The following is an 18,710-nucleotide window of genomic DNA, read 5'->3' as shown; positions in this document are numbered from 1 at the left end:
CTCGAGATTCGTTACATCGACCAGGCGCAAGCGCCGGCCATCTGGTGTGTCGCTATTCGCCGACGCTGATCTTCAGCCCGGCAGCTATCGCAAAGGGTGTAAGAGTAACGGCCAGCGCGGTCAGGCTGGCCAACCAGAGCAAATGCCCGACTGCCGGTAGCCCTTGCAGCGCCGCTTGAAGCGCACCGCTGCCGAGGATCAATACCGGTATGTAGAGAGGCAGGATGAGCAATGCCAGCAGAAGCCCGCCGCGCTTGAGCCCTACTGTCAGTGCTGCGCCAACCGCACCGAGCAGGCTCAGAATCGGCGTGCCAAGCAGCAGCGAGATCAGCAGCACCGGAATGGTCCCAAGCGGCAGCCCCAACATCAAGCCCAAAAGCGGCGCCAGCAGAACCAGCGCCAAACCGGAAAAAGCCCAGTGTGCCAGCACCTTGGCAAGCACCAGGAGCGCGAGGGGGTGCGGCGAAACGACCCACTGCTCGAGCGACCCATCCTCGAAATCGCTGCGAAACAGTCCATCGAGCGAGAGCAGCACCGCCAGCAACGCAGCGACCCATACCAGGCCAGGCGAAATGGTTTGCAGCAGCTGCGTTTCCGGCCCTACCGCCAATGGAAACAAAGCGATGACGATGGCGAAGAACACCAGCGGGTTGGCCAGCTCAGCCGGACGGCGGAACAACAGGCGCGTTTCCCGCGCCAGCAGCAATGTGAATACGCTACTCATGCGGCACGCTGCCCCAGATCCAGTTCACGATAACCGGCAGGCTTTTCCGTCAGGCTGTGGTGCGTGGTGAGCACGACCAACCCACCCTGTTCGCAATGCGCAGCCAGGTGCCTCTCAAGCTGCGCTACACCGTGTTTGTCGAGGGCTGTAAAGGGTTCGTCGAGAATCCACAGCGGCGGCGGTGAGAGATAAAGACGCGCCAGGCCTACGCGACGTTGCTGGCCAGCAGAAAGGGTGTGGCAGGGCACGTCCTCGAAACCACGCAGTCCTACTTCGGCAAGAGCGTGCCAGATGGCTTCACGGTTGGTCGGCTGGTGCAATGCGCAAAGCCAGGTGAGATTCTCTTCGGCCGTCAGCAAGCCCTTGATTCCGGCTGCGTGGCCGATCCACAACAGGTTGCGCGCCAGCTCGCCACGCTGGGCATTGAGTGACTGGCCATTGAGCAATACTTCGCCAGCAGTCGGCTGCATCAGTCCGCAAAGCAAACGCAGCAAACTGGTCTTGCCACTGCCGTTGGGCCCTGAAATCTGCAGCATCTCTCCGCTCTCGAGCCGCAGGTCGAGTTTGTCGAAAAGCAGCCGCCAATCCCGCTCACAAGCGAGCGCTACAGCTTCGAGGAAGGGAGTTGACACGCTAGCGACACCTCAAGATGAAATGGGCCTGGCCGCTATACTTCGGGAGCAGGGCCTGGCGGGCGGAATTATACATGGCAACCCTCGGAGCCGAGGGCCGCAAACGCGAAAGGTTGTAAGAGCATTTGAGGAAAGATGACCGAGATCAAGAGTACCACCGCTCTGCCACCAGCCAGCGCGCAACGCCCGGCGATAGCGGCCAGCGACCTCGCCTTGAAGCTGCTTCAACCAATGCAGGGCCTGCTCGCGGCGGGTGAAAATGCCGAGGCGGAGGTCATCAGCATCAGAGAGGCGGCGCAGGCATTCCGCCTGGTGCTGCGCCTGACCATGGGCAGCGGGCGCCAGGCAACCGTTGAGGTCAGCAGCAACAAGGCCCCGCCTCCCGGCACCGCGTACATCATCACCGCACTGTCGGACACCCGTCTGCTCGCCTCAGCGCAACCGGCGGGACGTCAGCCTGCGTCGATGATTGATCTTCAACAGTTGCCCGTTGGCAGCGTCATTCAAGGCCGGGTGGTCGCGACCAGCCAACAGCAGTCAGATGACGGCCAGAAGGTTTTCAAGGCAGTCATCAGCCTGCTCAACTCGTCAGTAGCCGGACAGAAACTGAACCTCGAGTCGGCAAGCCCGCTCGCACTCGGCAGCCTCCTGACCGCGCAGGTCAAGGGCGGGCAATCACTGGCCTTTCTCCCGCTGAGCGGACGCCTTGATCAACTGCATCTTGGCGAACAGCTTGGGGCTCAACAGAACCGCCAGGCCTCACTGGAAGGGCTGTTCAAGGCGCTGCAGGGCACAGCCTCCGGTTTACCGGATGGGCTGCGCGGAGCAGCCGAAAAACTGCTTGGATCGATACCGGAGATGCAGCAGCTTGGCGACGCAAAGGCCCTCGCGGCCGCGCTTGGAAGAAGTGGCGTATTCCTTGAGGCGCGCCTGCTGGCCGGGCAAACCGACGGACTGCAGGGTGACCTAAAGGCCGGACTGCTGCGCCTGCTCGCACAGATGCCCAACCTTCCCGGCAGCACGCCGCTGGCCGGCGCCCAAGCGGGAGCAACGCTCGGCCAGGCACTGCCAGCGTTCGCCCGCCAGGCCCTGGGCTCTCTGGCACAGAGCAGCGCTCGCCAGCTTGCAACCGGCTTCCCGCTACCGACCCGGCTGCCACCCGGCCTGGAAGACGAGGCGGACCTCGAGATGCTGCTCAAGCTCGCAGCCGCTGCGGTATCGAGACTGCAGACTCATCAGCTGTCCAGCCTCGCCCAGACTCAGATCGGCCCGGATGGAGCACTGCTCACCACCTGGCAGCTGGAGTTGCCGATGCGCGATCAGCGCGACATCGTGCCGCTGCAGATAAAAATGCAGCGCGAGGATCAGCCCAAAAGGAATGACAAGGAACGTGGCGAGCCGCTCTGGAAGATCGAACTCGCGTTCGATGTCGCCCCCCTCGGCCCGCTGCAGGTCCAGGCGCAGCTGACACGCGGCACCCTGTCCAGCCAGCTCTGGGCCGAACGCGGCGCGACGGCCCAACTGGTCGCCGCCGAACTCACCCATCTTCGCGGTCGACTGCAGGCAGCGGGATTGAACGTCGGCGAACTGTCCTGTCGACAGGGCACACCACCGCAGGGTCCCAGCACCACGCTCGAACAACGCTTCGTGGACGAAAAAGCATGACCGACAAACCGCCGCGCCAGGCCATCGCTCTCAGCTACGACGGCGTCAATGCACCGAGCCTGAGCGCCAAAGGAGACGATGAGCTGGCAGAGGCAATTCTGGCGATCGCCCGGGAACACGAGGTGCCAATCTACGAAAACGCCGATCTGGTGAGGCTGCTCGCAAGGCTGGAGCTAGGCGACGAAATCCCTGAAGCGCTGTATCGGACCATTGCCGAGATCATCGCCTTCGCCTGGTATCTGAAGGGCAAGTGTCCGCCAGGGTTTCAGGCAGCGAAGCACGAGCCGTCTGCGTCACCGCTGCCGTTACTCAATGGGCCTGGGCATTGAGCGTTGCGCCAGCCCGATCTTCGCTGGTGATCTGCGGAAAATCGTGCAGCTGCCAGGCGAAATAACCCGAGCGGAAATAGAAAACCTGCTGGTAGCCCCAGGCAACAGCCAAGCGTGTGGCCTCCGCGCTTCGCGGACATATCTCGCTGTCGCAGTAGATAACCAGCGGCAGCTCGCGGGGCCACTCCCGAGCCGCCAGATTGGCGAAACCACTGGCGAGATCGAAATGCACCGCGCCTTCGACATGGCCCCATAGCCATTCGCGGTCAGAACGCACATCGATGAACACAGCACCCAGCTCGTGCAATCGCTTGGCCTGAAAAACGTTGATGGTCAGCGCCCCGTCGACGTTATCGGGCGCTTCGGCGGCCTGTACGGAGGCAGAAGAAACCACGCAAAACAGCAGAATCAGTACGCACCGCATCACTGCCCTCCTCGTCCCGAGTCCGAGACATGGACGCGCTCAATAACGCTGAGCCGATGAGGTTTGGAATGGGCGGGATGCTGGAGGTTCCGAGTGACCGACGGGACGACGGTCAAAAGCGAAGTTGATTGGGTTCAGGGCTTCTGGCGAGCCTTGTGCAACTTGCTCATCAGCTCGGCCTCGGACTGCGAAAGGCCACAGGTTTGCGTCAGATCATCGATGCTAGCGCCCATGCCGACCAGTTTGGCCGCTTGGGACAGGGCAAAATTATTCGGGTCTCGCTGCTCGAGCTGAGAGAGTTTCTCTGGCAAGGGCGCAACCATACGACTCAGCTCGCGGAGTTCGTCGCCCATACGCAAGCTGCCTTCCAGATAGGCATCCAGACGGCTGCTCAGCTCCTTGATTCGCTTGTCCCTGCTCGCATCGCGCTGCTGCTGTTGTTCTGCCAGCAGGCGCTGCCGTCTGAGCAGCCATAGGCAGAAGCCCAACAGTCCCAGACAGCAGAATGCCAGCGCAACCAGCGATGCGACCAGCGACGCGATCAGCATGTATCAGATGCTCTCAAGCTCGGCCCATTCTTCTTCGCTCATCATCTTGTCGAGTTCGACCAGAATCAGCAGCTCGCCGTTCTTGTTGCAGACACCCTGGATAAACTTGGCCGATTCGTCGTTGCCGACGTTTGGCGCGGTTTCGATCTCGGACTGCCGGAGATAGACCACTTCGGCAACGCTATCGACCATGATGCCGATAACCTGACGGTCCGCCTCGATGATGACGATACGGGTGTTGTCGGAAACGGGCGCAGTGTCCAGACCGAAGCGCTGACGCGTATCGATCACCGTCACCACATTGCCGCGCAGGTTGATGATCCCGAGCACATAGCTAGGCGCGCCCGGCACCGGAGCGATCTCGGTGTAGCGCAGCACTTCCTGCACCTGCATTACGTTGATGCCGTACGTCTCGTTGTCCAGACGGAAGGTCACCCATTGCAGAACAGGATCTTCGGAACCCTGCGCAGACGTCATCTTCATAGTCCCACCTTCTTCAGTTACCGCTATGGCGGTCGATTCTATCGCTGGGCCGCGCGCAGGGCGCGACCATATTTGAATGTATTCAGTGCGCTCGAGGCTTTGCAGCACCAGGCAGCTGCTTGACTGCTCCGCTGGCGATCAATTCGGCAAGTGCGGTCACGTCGACCAGGGCGCACATGTGCTCGATCACCGTACCGGCCAGCCACGGGCGCTGGCTGCGCTGCGTGCGCCATTTGACTTCACTGGGGTCAAGGCGAATCGAGCGGCTGACCTGATGCACCGCCAGCCCCCATTCGTAGCCCTGCACCGAAATCACATACTGCAAACCTTCTCGGAAGTCTTCGCGGTAACGATCCGGCATTACCCAGCGCGCCGTATCGAGCACCTTCAGATTGCCCGCCTGGCTGGGCAGTATGCCAAGAAACCAGTCAGGCTGACCGAACAGCGGTGTGAGCTCCTGGTCGGCCAGCGGGTAGATCGACCCCAGACATACCAGCGGCACTGCGAGCGTCAAACCGGCAACATCGAACAGCAGACATTCAAATGGCTCCTCGGCCCAGGCCGGCTGACCGTCAGCGACGGGCGCAGCCGGAGTTTGTGGCACTACCTCTACCCTCACCACCGGCTCAACGTTCGGCGTCGATGGCAGCCTCACTTCCGGCACGACGACCGCAGGCGGCACCGGCGCTGCCGGCTGAACAATCTCCAGGCGCGGCGGCTGGCTCTGGCGGGTGTCGCGCAGCTGCTCCTCGAGCACTGCAGCCTGAAACTCGTCCTGACTGACCGAATCCGCCAGCTCGATGGCAGCGTCCTGCAGCAACCCATCGAGATAGGACTGCAGCGCCAGCTGGGAACGGGTTTCTGTGAGGACGGTGCGGCTCATGGAACGAACTCGAGAAGAGAATCTGAACAGGCTATCGGCCAACTGCGCGACAAACTTGAGCTGTCAGGCGCCGAACGGCACGGCATTTCACGCCACCTGTGGCGCGGCTTGCGAAGCCAGCAGGTGCTTGAGCAATGCCCGGTAAGCGAGAACTGCGCGACTTGCCGGATCGAACTGCGAAGGCGTGAGGCCGGCACGGCTGGCGTCTCTCAGGCGCGTGTCGATCGGGATGAACGCGGGCCAGAGGTGATCGGCATAACCGGCTCGCAAAACTTTGAGTGTATTCATCGAGGCCTGGGTGCGGCGGTCGAACAGCGTCGGCACGATGGTGTAAGGCAGCGCCTGCTTACGCGAACGGTTGATCATCGCCAGCGTGCTGACCATCCGCTCCAGCCCTTTCATCGCCAGGAACTCGGTCTGTACCGGAATCACCAGCTGCTGACTGGCAGCCAGCGCATTGACCATCAGCACACCGAGCAGCGGCGGACTGTCGATGATCGCGTAATCGAAGTCCTGCCACAGCTGCGACAGACTCTTGGCAATCACTAGGCCAAGACCGTTCTGGCCGGGCGACTGGCGCTCCAGCGTTGCCAGCACGGTGCTGGAAGGCATCAGCGAAATACGCTCGTGACTGGTCGCCAGCAGCAGTTGCCAGGGCAAACCCTCGGGCACGGTGCCCTGATGCTGGAACAGGTCGAAGACGCTATGTTCCAGGTTGTCCGGATCGTGACCGAAATAGCTGGTCATCGAACCATGCGGGTCCAGATCAAGCACCACGACGCGCTTGCCGGAATCGGCCAGCAAACCTGCCAGCGCGATCGACGTGGTGGTCTTGCCCACCCCACCCTTTTGATTGGCTACAGCCCAGACTCTCATGCTTTTCCACCCGGTTCGCTGCTGACCGGCATTGCACTACCTGCTAAAGGTAACGCGACGGTGTTTTTTTGACGATTGCGCCTACGGACGCCTACATGGCCCGAGCCGGTGCAGGTTGTGTGCCAGCCCTACGCAGCGCATCGTCGGGTCGTGCATTGCTGCTGCCCATGCCGCTGACGCTGCGGCGCACATCCAGATTGCGCGACACCACCAGAATCACCCGACGATTGCGCGCCCGTCCGGCAGCGGTCGCGTTATCGGCCACTGGCTGAAACTCGCCGTAGCCCACCGCCGCCAACCTCGACGGGTCTACGCCCTGCGCCGCGAGCATTCGTACCACACTGCCAGCCCGCGCGGCAGAAAGCTCCCAGTTGGTCGGAAACTTGTCGGTGCTGATGGGCAGGTTATCGGTAAAGCCCTCGACATGAATCGGGTTGTCAAAGGGCGCCAGAATCCCGGCTACCTTCTCGATGAGGGCGAATGCGTGGTCGTTGGGCAGCGCATCGCCGCTGGGAAACAGCAGGCTGGAGTTCAGCTCGATTTCGATCCATAGCTCATTGCCGCGCACTGTCAGCTGCTCGTTGGCGATCAGCTCACCGAAAGTCTCGCGCATGCTCTGCGCGATACGCTCCAGCGGATCGAACACCGGCTCCCCGCTCAGTACCGATTGGGCGGATGGATCGTCGACCTGAGAGACATCGGGCTCGGTGGTACGCGGTCGCTCCTCACCGATCGGGATCGGCTTGACCGAACGATCGACCTGATTGAACACGCCAACGAGGGAATCCGAAAGGATCTTGTACTTGCCCTCGTTGATGGAGGAAATCGAGTACATCACCACGAAGAAAGCGAACAGCAGTGTGATGAAGTCGGCGTAGGAGACCAGCCACCGCTCATGATTCTCGTGCTCTTCCGGCGCTCTGCGTCTGCCCATGGCGGTCAGTCCATGAAGCCTTGCAGCTTCATCTCGATGGAACGGGGATTCTCGCCCTCAGCAATGGACAGAACACCTTCCAGCAGCATCTCGCGATAGGCAGTCTGTCGCTGGACCACGCTCTTGAGCTTGTTACCAATCGGCAGTACCAGCAGGTTGGCGAACGCAACGCCATAGATGGTTGCGACGAATGCCACAGCGATCCCGCTGCCCAGCTGGCTGGGATCTGCAAGGTTGCCCATCACATGAATCAAGCCCATCACCGCACCGATGATGCCGATGGTCGGCGAGTAGCCACCCATGCTCTCGTAGACCTTGGCGGCACGCAGGTCGCGGCTTTCCTGCGTGTACAGATCGACTTCGAGGATGCTGCGGATCACTTCCGGCTCGGCGCCATCAACCAGCAACTGCAAGCCCTTGCGCGCATAGGGATCAGGCTCCGTCTCGGCGACAGGCTCAAGACCGAGCAGTCCCTCCTTACGCGCCGTATTGCTCCAGGTGGTCACCATCAGGATGCCGCGAGCCAGGTCGATGCGCGGCGGAAAGAAGATCCAGCGCCCGATGCTCATCGCGCGCATGAAAACGGCGATAGGGGTCTGCAACAGCACCGCGCCCAGGGTGCCGCCAAGCACGATCAATGCCGCCGGTCCGTTGAGCAGCGCGGAGATATGGCCGCCCTCGAGAAAGTTGCCCCCGACAATGGCAACGAACGCCAGCAACAGCCCGATAAGGCTGAGTACATCCATCAGATGCAGGCCTCGGCAAGGTTGCGCCCGATCTCGTCGAGGCCGTAGACGGCGTCACTAAGGTTGGCCTTGACCACCGCCATCGGCATGCCATAGATCACGCAGCTAGCTTCATCCTGCGCCCACACCTGGCTGCCGCTCTGCTTGAGCAAGCGCGCGCCTTCGCGGCCATCGGCACCCATGCCGGTCAACACCACGGCGAGTACCTTGTCATGGAAGGATTTGGCCGCCGAGCCGAAAGTCACGTCGACACAAGGCTTGTAGTTCAGGCGGTCATCGCCCGGCAGGATGCGCACCGCACCACGGGAGTCGATCATCATCTGCTTGCCGCCCGGCGCCAGCAGCGCGAGCCCGGGGCGTAGAACGTCACCATCCTCCGCTTCCTTGACCCGAATACGGCAAAGCTTGTCCAGGCGATCGGCGAACGCCTTGGTGAATGCCGCCGGCATGTGCTGGATAAGCACGATAGGCGCCGGAAAATTGGCCGGCAGTTGCGTCAGTACGCGCTGCAGCGCTACCGGGCCGCCGGTAGAGGTTCCGATGGCTACCAGTTTGTATGCCTTGCGCTTGGGTGCAGGCGAACGCGCAGCCGGCGCAGCGGGAGCCGCTCCGGTGGAGCGCAGAGTATTGGTGGACGCGTTCGGCACGGCACCTCGCGACGGAGCCGGAGGCGGATTGACGCTTGAGGTACAAAAGGTGCTGTAGCGCCGGTTACTCCGCGAAATGGTATGCACCTTTTCGCAAAGCATCTGTTTGACCTTTTCCGGGTTGCGCGAAATGTCTTCGAAATTCTTCGGTAGATAATCCACCGCGCCGGCGTCCAGCGCATCGAGGGTGACTCGCGCGCCTTCGTGAGTCAGCGAAGAGAACATCAGCACGGGCGTCGGACACCGCTGCATGATCTGCCGCACCGCCGTGATGCCATCCATCATCGGCATCTCGTAGTCCATGGTGATGACGTCCGGCTTAAGCGCCAGCACCTGGTCAATCGCCTCACGACCGTTGGTGGCAGTGCCGACGACCTGGATATTGGAATCAGAGGAAAGGATTTCCGAGACGCGCCGACGAAAGAAGCCCGAATCGTCGACCACCAGGACCTTGACTGCCATACATCACTCCTAGCGGCAGCGCGCCCCACGATGGGCCGCGCCGCCTGACTGAATCAAATCCGGCGTGCGTAACGCTTGAGCATGCTCGGAACATCGAGAATCAGAGCGATGCGGCCATCGCCGGTGATCGTTGCGCCGGACATGCCAGGCGTGCCTTGCAGCATCTTGCCCAGCGGCTTGATGACCACCTCCTCCTGCCCGACCAGTTGATCCACGACGAATCCGATGCTCTGGTTGCCGACGCTGAGAATCACCACGTGACCTTCGCGCTGCTCTTCCTCGGCAGCGCTCTGGATCAGCCAGCGCTTGAGATAGAACAGTGGCAGTGCCTTGTCGCGCACGATCACCACTTCCTGGCCGTCGACGACGTTGGTACGCGACAGGTCGAGATGGAAGATCTCGTTGACGTTGACCAGCGGGAAAGCGAACGCCTGATTGCCGAGCATCACCATCAGGGTCGGCATGATCGCCAACGTCAGCGGCACCTTGATCACCACCCGAGAGCCCTGGCCCTTGGTGGAGAACACGTTGACGGTCCCGTTGAGCTGGGAAATCTTGGTCTTGACCACATCCATGCCGACGCCACGGCCGGACACATCGGAAATCTCGGTCTTGGTCGAGAAGCCAGGGGCGAAGATCAGGTTGTAGCATTCCAGATCGCTCAGGCGGTCAGCGGCATCCTTTTCCAACATGCCCTTTTCCACGGCCTTGGCGCGCAGGACGTTGGCATCCATACCCTTGCCGTCATCACTGATGATCAGCAGGATGTGGTCACCTTCCTGTTCGGCGGACAGCACCACTCGACCGGTACGCGGCTTGCCGGCAGCCTCGCGTTCCTCGGGCATCTCGATACCGTGGTCGACCGCGTTGCGCACCAGGTGCACCAGCGGATCGGCAAGGGCCTCGACCAGGTTCTTGTCGAGGTCGGTTTCTTCACCGACCAGCTCGAGGTTGATCTCTTTCTTCAGGCTGCGCGCCAGATCGCGTACCAGCCGCGGGAAGCGGCCGAACACCTTCTTGATCGGCTGCATGCGGGTCTTCATCACCGCGCTCTGCAGGTCGGCGGTCACTACGTCGAGGTTGGACACAGCCTTCGCCATGGCCTCGTCGCCGCTATTGGAACCCAGGCGCACCAGGCGGTTACGCACCAGTACCAGTTCGCCAACCATGTTCATGATTTCATCGAGCCGTGCGGTATCCACGCGTACCGTCGTCTCGGCTTCGGCTGGGGCTTTTTCAGCCACAACAGCCGCCGGTTTGCTGACAGCAGCAGCCGGTGCAGCCTTGGCTGGGGCAGCACGGGCGGGCTCCGGCTTGGGCTCCGGCTTGCTCGGCACAGCCGGTGCTACCTCGGCAACCGCGGGCTCGAACTTGCCCTTGCCATGCAACTGATCCAGCAATGCTTCGAACTCGTCGTCGGTGATTTCATCACTGGCACTGGTGTTACTCGCAGGCGCAGCAGCCGCTGGCGTCGCCGGCTCGGTACTGGTGCTACCCACCGGCTCGAACTTGCCCTTGCCGTGCAGCTGATCGAGCAGTGCTTCGAATTCGTCGTCGGTAATCTCGTCACTGGCCGGCGCGACGACGACCTCGGGCTCCGGTGCGGCGCTGGCGGCACTGACCGAGAACTGGCCCTTGCCATGCAGTTGATCGAGCAACGACTCGAATTCATCGTCGGTGATTTCGTCGCCACCACCGCTGACCTGCGCGGCTGCCGGTTCGCTGTCTGACGACTGAACGGCTGCGAGCATCTGCTCGAACTCGGCATCGACGGCTTCGATCTGAGGCTTGGCAACAGTCGGGGGTTCGATCGGCACGGCCGGCTCGTCGGCGGAAGCAGGCTCTGCCAGGCGCGCCAATGCGGCCAGCAGCTCACGTGAAGCGGGAGTCGGTTCGACGCGCTCGCGAACCTGTCCAAACATCTCATTCACGGAATCGAGCGCCTGCAGAACGACATCCATCAATTCGGAGTCGACGCGACGTTCACCCTTGCGCAGGATGTCGAAGACGTTTTCAGCGATGTGGCAGCACTCCACCAGCTCGTGGAGCTGAAGAAATCCTGCACCGCCCTTTACCGTGTGGAACCCGCGAAAAATCGCATTGAGCAACGCCATGTCATCGGGGCTGCTTTCCAGCTCCACGAGTTGCTCGGACAATAGTTCGAGAATCTCGCCGGCCTCTACCAGGAAGTCCTGGAGGATTTCTTCATCGGCGTCGAAGCTCATATTCACTTCCCCTAAAAGCCCAGGCTTGAAAGCAGATCATCGACATCGTCCTGGCCGGAAACGACGTCTTCACGCATATCGGCATGCATCTGCGGACCTTCACCCTTGGAAGGCTCTTTTTCTTGTTTTTGCTGTTCCTGCTCGGCGCGCATCGCGTCCCGGTCATGCTGAATGCCGGCCACACGGTCGACCTGTCCAGCCATCAGCACGAGATTGAGCAGGTTGCTTTCGAGCTCGGTCACCAGGCGCGTAACGCGCTTGATCACCTGGCCGGTGAGATCCTGGAAATCCTGAGCCAGCATGATTTCGCTGAGGTTCTGCGACAGCTGGCTACCGTCATTCATGCTGCGCTGCAGGTACTGGTCGATACGCTTGACCAGCTCGCGGAACTGCTCGGCATTCATGTCGCGACGCATGAAGCGCTGCCAGTCGGCCGTCAGACTCTGCGCCTCGTAGCTGACATAGTTGACCAGCGGCGCGGACTCCTCGACGAGATCCATGGTGCGATTGGCGGCTTTCTCGGTCATTTCGACCACGTACGACAATCGATCAGTCGCGTCGGTGATGGGTGACGGATCACCGCCGGTCGCGCAGGTGTCCATCTCCAGCTTGACGATGGCGTTGTGCAGCTCGCGGGTGAGCTTGCCAACTTCCTGATAGAGCCCGTGATTGCGCACCTGATTGAGCTCATTGAACATCTGCGTCGCTTCATCGAAGCGGCCCTGTTGCAGACTTTCGATCAACTTGGGTGCATGCGCCTTCAGAGTCGCTTCGAACTCTGCCAGGCTTTGGTCTGCTTGCGTCATAGTGCCCTCGCGGCGTTGCTGCTTCAGCCGTTGACGCGCTCGAAGATCTTCTCGATCTTCTCCTTGAGCACCTGGGCAGTGAAAGGCTTGACCACATAGCCGTTAACTCCGGCCTGTGCCGCTTCGATGATCTGGTCGCGCTTGGCTTCAGCGGTCACCATCAGCACCGGCAGGTGCTTGAGGCGCTCGTCGGCGCGCACGGTGCGCAGCAGATCGATACCGCTCATGCCCGGCATGTTCCAGTCGGTCACGAGGAAGTCGAAGCTGCCGCTTTTGAGCATCGGCAGCGCAGTGGTGCCGTCATCCGCTTCGGCGGTGTTGGTGAACCCCAGATCACGCAGGAGGTTCTTGATGATTCGTCTCATCGTCGAGAAGTCATCGACAATGAGGATTTTCATGTTCTTGTCCAAGTCGACCTCCGTAAGTCCCAAAATGCCTCAGCAAACCGAGCACGTCATACCGCAAACAATCGTCAATTGGCGCGCCATTCGCCGAGGCGTGCACGCAAGCGCGCAGCACACTGGCTATGCAACTGGCTCACACGCGACTCGCTGACTCCCAGCACCTGCCCAATTTCCTTCAAGTTCAATTCTTCGTCGTAATACAGCGACAGCACCAGCTTCTCGCGCTCGGGCAGGTTGGCAATGGCATCAACCAGGGCCTGCTGAAAGCGTTCGTCTTCGAGATCACGAAACGGCTCAGGATGGAGACTTGCGGCGTCTTCCTGCAGCTCGCCGTGCTCCCCTTCCTGCAGCAGATCATCGAAGCTGAACAGACGACTGCCCAGCGTATCGCCGAGAATGCCGTAATACTCATCGAGACTTAGCTTAAGTTCGGCCGCAACCTCGTGATCTTTAGCGTCGCGCCCGGTTTTCGCCTCGATCGTCCGAATCGCCTCGCTGACCATGCGCGAATTGCGGTGCACGGAGCGCGGGGCCCAGTCGCCCTTTCGCACTTCGTCCAGCATCGTGCCGCGAATGCGGATACCGGCGTAGGTTTCAAAACTGGCGCCCTTGCCGGCGTCGTATTTCTTAGCTGCTTCCAGCAGTCCGATCATTCCAGCCTGAATCAGATCGTCGACCTGCACACTGGCAGGCAGACGCGCCAGCAGGTGGTAAGCGATTCGCTTGACCAACGGGGCGTACTGATCAATCAGGCGGTACTGCGCATCCTTTGCCTGAGCCTTGCTGTAATACATAGCGGATCCGGCACCTGTCATTCGTGGCTTTGTGAAGCGGGGCTGATGAGGCGCTCTACGAAGAATTCGAGATGACCGCGCGGCGTAGCGGGCAACGGCCAGGTATCGACCTTCTGCGCGATGGCCTTGAATGCCAGCGCGCACTTGGACCGCGGGTAGGCTTCGTAGACCGCACGCTGCTTCTGTACTGCCTTGCGTACGGCCTCATCGTAAGGCACGGCGCCGACATACTGCAGCGCCACGTCGAGAAAGCGCTCGGTGACCTTGGTCAACTTGGCAAACAGGTTGCGACCTTCCTGCGGGGCGTGAGCCATATTGGCCAGCACACGGAAGCGACTGATGCCGTAGTCACGATTGAGCAGTTTGATCAGCGCGTAAGCGTCGGTAATCGAGGTCGGTTCATCGGTCACGACCAGCAGTACCTCCTGCGCGGCGCGAACGAAGCTCACTACTGAGTCGCCGATACCTGCGGCGGTGTCGATGATCAGCACGTCGAGCTCGTCGCCCAGCTCACTGAACGCCTGGATCAATCCGGCGTGCTGCAGCGAAGACAGCTGCACCATGCTCTGCGTGCCGGATGCGGCTGGCACTACGCGGATGCCACCCGGCCCCTGGATCAGCACGTCGCGCAGATCACATTCACCGGCGATAACGTCGGCCAGGGTGCGCTTGGTGGTAAGCCCCAGCAACACGTCGACGTTGGCCAGGCCAAGGTCGGCGTCAAGCAACACCACACGCCGGCCGAGATCGGCCAGCGCCAGTGCCAGATTGACCGACACATTGGTCTTGCCGACGCCACCCTTGCCGCCGGTCACCGCAATCACCTGTACGGGATGCATTCCCATGTTCACATGCCTATATCTTGCTGGGGCCTTGCGGCCGGCGATGCGCCCGCATGGCACGCATCTGATTCATTCAGGTACTGCTCTCGCAGCATCATCCGGCCCGCCGTGACGAGCTGTTGTACAGCCCGGCGAACATATCGGCCATGGTTTCCTCGCTCGGTTCCTCGCCGGACTGCAAACTCACCGCGCGACTGACCAGCTGATGGCTGCGCGGCAGGTGCAGGTCGTCCGGAATCCGGGGGCCATCCGCGAGGTACGCTATCGGCAAATGCTGGCTGATCGTGAGGCCGAGTACATCACCGAGACTGCCGGCTTCATCCAGTTTGGTCAGGATACAACCAGCCAGGCCGCAGCGACGATAGTTGTGCCACGCCGCCTTGAGCACCTGGCTCTGACTGGTCGCGGCCAGCACCAGATAATTCTTCGATTTCACACCGCGGTCCGACAACGCTTCGAGCTGCATGCGCAGTGTCGGATCGCTGGCGGGCAGGCCAGCGGTGTCGATCAGGATCACGCGCTTGCGCGCCAGCGGAGCGAGCGTCTTGCTCAACGACTGGCTCGGATCGATCTGCAGCACTGGCACATCCAGGATGCGGCCAAGCGTCTTGAGCTGCTCCTGCGCGCCGATCCGATAATTGTCCATGCTGACCAGCGCGATGTTCTGCGCGCCATACTTCAATACGTAGCGTGCTGCGAGCTTGGCCAGAGTGGTGGTCTTGCCGACACCTGCCGGACCAACCAAGGCAATGACGCCACCCTCTTCCAGCGGTTCGGTCTTGCTGACCTTGATCGCCTGTGCCAGGTACGCCAGCACCATGCGCCATGCCTGGCGCGGCTCGGTGATACCCGCAACCTTTTCCAGCAGGCTGCGCGACAGCTCGGCCGGCAGGCCCAGGCGCTGCAGGCGGCGCCAGAGGCCAGCCTGTTGCGGACGACGGCTTTGTTCCTGGCCCCAGGCAATCGAGCCAAGCTGGACTTCGATCAGTTCGCGCAGACCATGCAGTTCCGACTGCATCGCCTCGATCGCGCGGGAATCGACCGCAGCAGCAGCTTCAGCCACGGCTGAAGGCTGTGGGATGCTCACGGCTGCGGGCTTCTCGTCAACCAGTTGACGATCCTGCATTTTCGCACGCGGGGCGGCGCTCAGCTCGGCGTGGGCATTGGCCAGACGCGCCTGGGTCTTGCGCAGCTCGGCTTCCAGCGCCGGATTGGGCTTGTTCGCGGCCGGAGCGGACTGCATCGGGTAATCGAGCACGGCAGTCAGCTCGACGCCGCCGGCCACCCGGCGATTGCCGATGATCACGGCATCGGCGCCCAGCTCGTCACGCACCATTTTCATGGCGATGCGCATATCGGCGGCGAAGAAACGTTTGACCTGCATGGCCTGTACCCTCGGTTAATTCTGACCCACCGTCGAGACGATGGTGACCTGCTTGTTGTCCGGTATTTCCTGGTAGGCCAGAACATGAATGTTCGGCACTGCCAGACGCGCGAATCTCGAAAGCATCGCCCGTACCGGGCCGGCTACCAGCAGAACTGCCGGCTTGCCGAGCATTTCTTGACGCTGTGCCGCTTCTACCAGAGACCTTTGCAACTTTTCGGCCATTCCTGGCTCCAGCAGAATTCCGTCTTCGGAACCTTGCCCGGCCTTCTGCAAGCTGTTGAGCAAGATCTGTTCCAACCGTGGCTCCAGCGTGATGACAGGCAGCTCCGGCTCTAGTCCCACAACGTTCTGCACGATTGCACGGGACAACGCCACCCGCACAGCCGCGACCATTGCGGCGGGATCTTGACTCTTCGCAGCGACGTTGGCGATGGCTTCGGCAATGGTGCGGATATCACGCACCGGCACCTGCTCCTGCAGCAGCGCCTGCAGCACCTTGAGCAGGGTGGAAAGCGAAACCATCCCCGGAACCAGTTCTTCGGCCAGCTTGGGCGAGCTTTTCGCCAGCAGCTGCAGCAGCTGTTGAACCTCTTCGTGGCCGAGCAGCTCATGGGCATGCTTGTGCAGCACCTGATTCAGATGTGTCGCGACCACGGTGCTGGCATCCACCACGGTATAGCCCAGCGACTGCGCCTGGTCACGCTGGCTGGCCTCGATCCACACCGCTTCCAGGCCGAACGCCGGGTCCCTGGCGCTAATGCCGTTCAGTGGGCCGAACACCTGTCCCGGGTTGATCGCCAACTCACGGTCCGGATACACCTCGGCTTCGGCCAGGCTGACACCCATCAGGGTCAACCGGTAGGCGTTGGGCAACAGGTCGAGGTTGTCACGGATATGCACCGAGGGCATGAGAAAGCCAAGATCCTGCGACAGCTTCTTGCGTACGCCCTTGATACGCGCCAGCAACTGACCACCCTGATTGCGGTCAACCAGCGGAATCAGCCGATAGCCGACCTCCAGTCCGACCATATCCACCGGGGTCACGTCATCCCAACCCAGCTCCTTGGTTTCCGCCGAGCGCTGGGCGGGCAGCATTTCCTGCTGCTTCTGCACTTCCTGCTCGGCTTTCTTCTCACCCTGCTTCTTGCGATGCCAGATCCAGTACGCACCCGCCGCAGCGGCAGCGCCAAGGCCGAGGAAGGACAGGTGCGGCATGCCGGGAACCAGTCCCATCGCAATCATGATCGCCGCAGCCACCGCGAGTGCCTTGGGCGAGGCGAACATCTGCCGCTGCACCTGCTGACCCATGTCCTCGGAGCTGGTGACGCGGGTCACCATGATCGCTGCCGCGGTGGACAGCAGCAGGGACGGGATCTGCGCAACCAGACCGTCACCGATAGTCAACAGGGCGTACACCTGGCCCGCTTCGCTGAAACTCATGCCGTGCTGGGCCATGCCGATACCGACACCGCCGATCAGGTTGATGAAGAGGATCAGCAGGCCGGCAATGGCGTCACCGCGCACGAACTTGCTCGCACCATCCATCGAGCCGTAGAAGTCTGCCTCGGACGAAACCTCGACACGGCGCTTCTTGGCTTCCTCCTGATCGATCAGGCCGGCGTTGAGGTCGGCGTCGATGGCCATCTGCTTGCCGGGCATGGCATCCAGGGTAAAGCGCGCACTGACCTCGGAAATACGTCCGGCGCCTTTGGTCACCACGACGAAGTTGATGATCATGAGGATCGCGAAAACCACGATACCAACCACGTAGTTGCCGCCGATCACCACGTTGCCGAAGGCCTCGATCACGTGACCGGCGGCGGAGCCACCTTCATGGCCGTTGATCAACACCACACGGGTCGACGCCACGTTCAGCGCCAGACGCATCAGGGTGGCGACCAGCAGAATGGTCGGGAACACGGCGAAATCCAGCGGCCGCAGCGCATAGACACTGACCAGCAGCACGACGATCGACAGCGCGATGTTGAAGGTGAATAGCAGATCCAGCAGGAACGGCGGCACCGACAACATCATCATGCCCATCATCACGAGCAGCAGCAGCGGCACGCCGAGGTTGCCGCGCCCCGCGCCCGTCAGGCCATTGCGAATATTGATGAGTTGCGTGCGATCCAACGTAGCCCCCGGCGTGCAGAACGAATTCTTGACGCAAAATGCGCCTCGCCCGGGTTATAGCAAGAAGGGGTCCAACTTCCTCGGCGCGCCCCAGAGCCCGCCGTACGGTTTTGGCCCGCCCTACAGGCGATACGGCAAAACTCGCGAACGCGACCGGCAACTGACAGTCACACTAGCACCGGCGACAGCCCGTCGCCGTTTGTGCAAAGGAGCTTTCAGATGAAACAGTGGATCATCGCCGCGCTGGCCGGCTGCACCGCCCTCGCCGCTCAAGCCGAAACACTGAGCGTCAAGGTCAACACCGTAAGCGCCCAGGGCATCGGCGAATCCGTCGGCAGCGTGAAGATCGAAAGCAGCGAGTACGGGCTGGTGTTCCAACCCGAACTAACCAGTCTGGAACCTGGCATTCACGGCTTCCACGTCCATGCCAAAGGCAGCTGCGAGCCTGCAGAGGTTGACGGCAAACTGACCCCGGCAGGTGCCGCGGGCGGTCACTGGGACCCGAAGAACAGCGGCAAGCACGGCGAGCCATGGGGTGACGGACATATGGGCGATCTTCCCGCGCTCTATGTCGACAGCGAAGGCAAGGCCAGCCAACCGGTGCTGGCTCCGCGCCTGAAGAGCCTTGGCGACATCAAGGGGCTGGCGCTGATGGTCCACCAGGGCGGCGACAACCACGCCGACCATCCGCAACCACTCGGCGGTGGCGGCGCACGGGTTGCCTGTGGCGTGATCGAGTAACCGCAGCGATACGCGGCGCGCTTCA

20 protein-coding genes are annotated in these 18,710 nt (G+C 61.6%); 3 read left to right on the top strand and 17 right to left on the bottom strand.

The window, feature by feature from the left end; all coding sequences use genetic code 11:
• Positions 1-52: 52 nt before the first annotated feature.
• Positions 53-724, bottom strand: coding sequence for a heme exporter protein CcmB (gene ccmB, locus BHD08_RS08105; RefSeq protein WP_015276603.1), 672 nt, complete (start codon positions 722-724; stop codon positions 53-55).
• Positions 721-1,356: a cytochrome c biogenesis heme-transporting ATPase CcmA gene (gene ccmA / locus BHD08_RS08100; protein WP_015276602.1), complete on the bottom strand. Its 636-nt coding sequence runs from the start codon at positions 1,354-1,356 to the stop codon at positions 721-723. Before ccmA ends, ccmB begins: the two co-directional genes overlap by 4 nt.
• A 135-nt stretch (positions 1,357-1,491) precedes the next feature.
• Between ccmA and BHD08_RS08095 the strand changes: the two genes are divergently transcribed.
• Both BHD08_RS08095 and BHD08_RS08090 read left to right on the top strand, forming a co-directional pair.
• Complete coding sequence (locus tag BHD08_RS08095) at positions 1,492-3,021, top strand: flagellar hook-length control protein FliK (RefSeq protein ID WP_125021401.1); 1,530 nt, start codon at positions 1,492-1,494, stop codon at positions 3,019-3,021.
• Positions 3,018-3,350, top strand: coding sequence for an EscU/YscU/HrcU family type III secretion system export apparatus switch protein (locus BHD08_RS08090; protein WP_125021400.1), 333 nt, complete (start codon positions 3,018-3,020; stop codon positions 3,348-3,350). The genes BHD08_RS08095 and BHD08_RS08090 overlap by 4 nt, the downstream gene beginning before the upstream one ends.
• On the opposite strand, the gene BHD08_RS08085 is transcribed toward BHD08_RS08090, so the two are convergent.
• The 15 genes from BHD08_RS08085 to flhA form a co-directional block, all read right to left on the bottom strand.
• Entirely contained in the window at positions 3,331-3,774 is a 444-nt protein-coding gene (locus tag BHD08_RS08085) for a rhodanese-like domain-containing protein (RefSeq protein WP_125021399.1), read from the bottom strand. The genes BHD08_RS08090 and BHD08_RS08085 overlap by 20 nt on opposite strands.
• A gap of 134 nt (positions 3,775-3,908) precedes the next feature.
• Positions 3,909-4,322 carry a DUF2802 domain-containing protein gene (locus tag BHD08_RS08080; RefSeq protein WP_015276598.1) on the bottom strand — a complete coding sequence of 138 codons (414 nt, stop codon included), beginning with the start codon at positions 4,320-4,322 and terminating at the stop codon, positions 3,909-3,911.
• Between the two features lie 3 nt (positions 4,323-4,325).
• On the bottom strand, positions 4,326-4,805 hold the full coding sequence (locus BHD08_RS08075) for a chemotaxis protein CheW (RefSeq protein ID WP_015276597.1): 480 nt from the start codon (positions 4,803-4,805) through the stop codon (positions 4,326-4,328).
• A gap of 82 nt (positions 4,806-4,887) precedes the next feature.
• Positions 4,888-5,688 (bottom strand): CheW domain-containing protein, encoded by an 801-nt coding sequence (locus BHD08_RS08070; protein ID WP_125021398.1) that lies wholly within the window; start codon positions 5,686-5,688, stop codon positions 4,888-4,890.
• 87 nt (positions 5,689-5,775) lie between these two features.
• A complete protein-coding gene (locus BHD08_RS08065) occupies positions 5,776-6,564 on the bottom strand; it encodes a ParA family protein (RefSeq protein ID WP_015276595.1) in 789 nt (262 codons plus the stop codon).
• 91 nt (positions 6,565-6,655) lie between these two features.
• Positions 6,656-7,498, bottom strand: a complete 843-nt coding sequence (gene motD / locus BHD08_RS08060) for a flagellar motor protein MotD (RefSeq protein WP_125021397.1) — start codon at positions 7,496-7,498, stop codon at positions 6,656-6,658.
• 5 nt (positions 7,499-7,503) lie between these two features.
• Positions 7,504-8,244 (bottom strand): flagellar motor protein, encoded by a 741-nt coding sequence (locus BHD08_RS08055; protein WP_015276593.1) that lies wholly within the window; start codon positions 8,242-8,244, stop codon positions 7,504-7,506.
• Positions 8,244-9,353, bottom strand: coding sequence for a chemotaxis response regulator protein-glutamate methylesterase (locus tag BHD08_RS08050; RefSeq protein WP_125021396.1), 1,110 nt, complete (start codon positions 9,351-9,353; stop codon positions 8,244-8,246). Before BHD08_RS08050 ends, BHD08_RS08055 begins: the two co-directional genes overlap by 1 nt.
• Positions 9,354-9,406: 53 nt before the next feature.
• On the bottom strand, positions 9,407-11,578 hold the full coding sequence (locus tag BHD08_RS08045) for a chemotaxis protein CheA (RefSeq protein WP_125021395.1): 2,172 nt from the start codon (positions 11,576-11,578) through the stop codon (positions 9,407-9,409).
• Positions 11,579-11,589: 11 nt separating this feature from the next.
• On the bottom strand, positions 11,590-12,384 hold the full coding sequence (locus tag BHD08_RS08040) for a protein phosphatase CheZ (RefSeq protein ID WP_125021394.1): 795 nt from the start codon (positions 12,382-12,384) through the stop codon (positions 11,590-11,592).
• A gap of 23 nt (positions 12,385-12,407) precedes the next feature.
• Entirely contained in the window at positions 12,408-12,782 is a 375-nt protein-coding gene (locus BHD08_RS08035) for a chemotaxis response regulator CheY (RefSeq protein WP_011913679.1), read from the bottom strand.
• A gap of 74 nt (positions 12,783-12,856) precedes the next feature.
• Positions 12,857-13,582 carry an RNA polymerase sigma factor FliA gene (fliA, locus tag BHD08_RS08030; protein WP_015276589.1) on the bottom strand — a complete coding sequence of 242 codons (726 nt, stop codon included), beginning with the start codon at positions 13,580-13,582 and terminating at the stop codon, positions 12,857-12,859.
• Positions 13,583-13,599: 17 nt separating this feature from the next.
• The gene (gene fleN, locus BHD08_RS08025) at positions 13,600-14,427 is read right to left on the bottom strand and encodes a flagellar synthesis regulator FleN (protein ID WP_015276588.1); all 828 of its coding nucleotides are present in this window, start codon (positions 14,425-14,427) and stop codon (positions 13,600-13,602) included.
• A 91-nt stretch (positions 14,428-14,518) separates the two neighbouring features.
• Positions 14,519-15,808, bottom strand: coding sequence for a flagellar biosynthesis protein FlhF (flhF, locus tag BHD08_RS08020; protein WP_015276587.1), 1,290 nt, complete (start codon positions 15,806-15,808; stop codon positions 14,519-14,521).
• Between the two features lie 15 nt (positions 15,809-15,823).
• The gene (flhA, locus tag BHD08_RS08015; RefSeq protein WP_125021393.1) at positions 15,824-17,944 is read right to left on the bottom strand and encodes a flagellar biosynthesis protein FlhA; all 2,121 of its coding nucleotides are present in this window, start codon (positions 17,942-17,944) and stop codon (positions 15,824-15,826) included.
• A 219-nt stretch (positions 17,945-18,163) separates the two neighbouring features.
• Here flhA and sodC point away from each other — a divergent pair, with 219 nt between their 5' ends.
• Complete coding sequence (sodC, locus tag BHD08_RS08010) at positions 18,164-18,685, top strand: superoxide dismutase family protein (protein ID WP_125021392.1); 522 nt, start codon at positions 18,164-18,166, stop codon at positions 18,683-18,685.
• The last annotated feature ends 25 nt before the right edge of the window (positions 18,686-18,710 follow it).

The organism is Pseudomonas sp. SCT (assembly GCF_003864275.1).
In the GTDB taxonomy this organism is placed as follows: domain Bacteria; phylum Pseudomonadota; class Gammaproteobacteria; order Pseudomonadales; family Pseudomonadaceae; genus Stutzerimonas; species Stutzerimonas stutzeri_AE.
This window is presented reverse-complemented; position numbering and strand designations above follow the sequence as displayed.

What these genes read in the sequence shown, in the direction of transcription:
- BHD08_RS08035 (WP_011913679.1), bottom strand. Translation starts at nt 12,782, where the DNA reads ATGAAAATCCTCATTGTCGATGACTTCTCGACGATGAGACGAATCATC.
- motD (WP_125021397.1), bottom strand. Translation starts at nt 7,498, where the DNA reads ATGGGCAGACGCAGAGCGCCGGAAGAGCACGAGAATCATGAGCGGTGG.
- BHD08_RS08055 (WP_015276593.1), bottom strand. Translation starts at nt 8,244, where the DNA reads ATGGATGTACTCAGCCTTATCGGGCTGTTGCTGGCGTTCGTTGCCATT.
- BHD08_RS08090 (WP_125021400.1), top strand. Translation starts at nt 3,018, where the DNA reads ATGACCGACAAACCGCCGCGCCAGGCCATCGCTCTCAGCTACGACGGC.
- flhF (WP_015276587.1), bottom strand. Translation starts at nt 15,808, where the DNA reads ATGCAGGTCAAACGTTTCTTCGCCGCCGATATGCGCATCGCCATGAAA.
- BHD08_RS08095 (WP_125021401.1), top strand. Translation starts at nt 1,492, where the DNA reads ATGACCGAGATCAAGAGTACCACCGCTCTGCCACCAGCCAGCGCGCAA.
- BHD08_RS08080 (WP_015276598.1), bottom strand. Translation starts at nt 4,322, where the DNA reads ATGCTGATCGCGTCGCTGGTCGCATCGCTGGTTGCGCTGGCATTCTGC.
- BHD08_RS08045 (WP_125021395.1), bottom strand. Translation starts at nt 11,578, where the DNA reads ATGAGCTTCGACGCCGATGAAGAAATCCTCCAGGACTTCCTGGTAGAG.
- BHD08_RS08040 (WP_125021394.1), bottom strand. Translation starts at nt 12,384, where the DNA reads ATGACGCAAGCAGACCAAAGCCTGGCAGAGTTCGAAGCGACTCTGAAG.
- BHD08_RS08070 (WP_125021398.1), bottom strand. Translation starts at nt 5,688, where the DNA reads ATGAGCCGCACCGTCCTCACAGAAACCCGTTCCCAGCTGGCGCTGCAG.
- fleN (WP_015276588.1), bottom strand. Translation starts at nt 14,427, where the DNA reads ATGGGAATGCATCCCGTACAGGTGATTGCGGTGACCGGCGGCAAGGGT.
- BHD08_RS08050 (WP_125021396.1), bottom strand. Translation starts at nt 9,353, where the DNA reads ATGGCAGTCAAGGTCCTGGTGGTCGACGATTCGGGCTTCTTTCGTCGG.
- BHD08_RS08075 (WP_015276597.1), bottom strand. Translation starts at nt 4,805, where the DNA reads ATGAAGATGACGTCTGCGCAGGGTTCCGAAGATCCTGTTCTGCAATGG.
- ccmB (WP_015276603.1), bottom strand. Translation starts at nt 724, where the DNA reads ATGAGTAGCGTATTCACATTGCTGCTGGCGCGGGAAACGCGCCTGTTG.
- sodC (WP_125021392.1), top strand. Translation starts at nt 18,164, where the DNA reads ATGAAACAGTGGATCATCGCCGCGCTGGCCGGCTGCACCGCCCTCGCC.
- BHD08_RS08065 (WP_015276595.1), bottom strand. Translation starts at nt 6,564, where the DNA reads ATGAGAGTCTGGGCTGTAGCCAATCAAAAGGGTGGGGTGGGCAAGACC.
- BHD08_RS08085 (WP_125021399.1), bottom strand. Translation starts at nt 3,774, where the DNA reads ATGCGGTGCGTACTGATTCTGCTGTTTTGCGTGGTTTCTTCTGCCTCC.
- fliA (WP_015276589.1), bottom strand. Translation starts at nt 13,582, where the DNA reads ATGTATTACAGCAAGGCTCAGGCAAAGGATGCGCAGTACCGCCTGATT.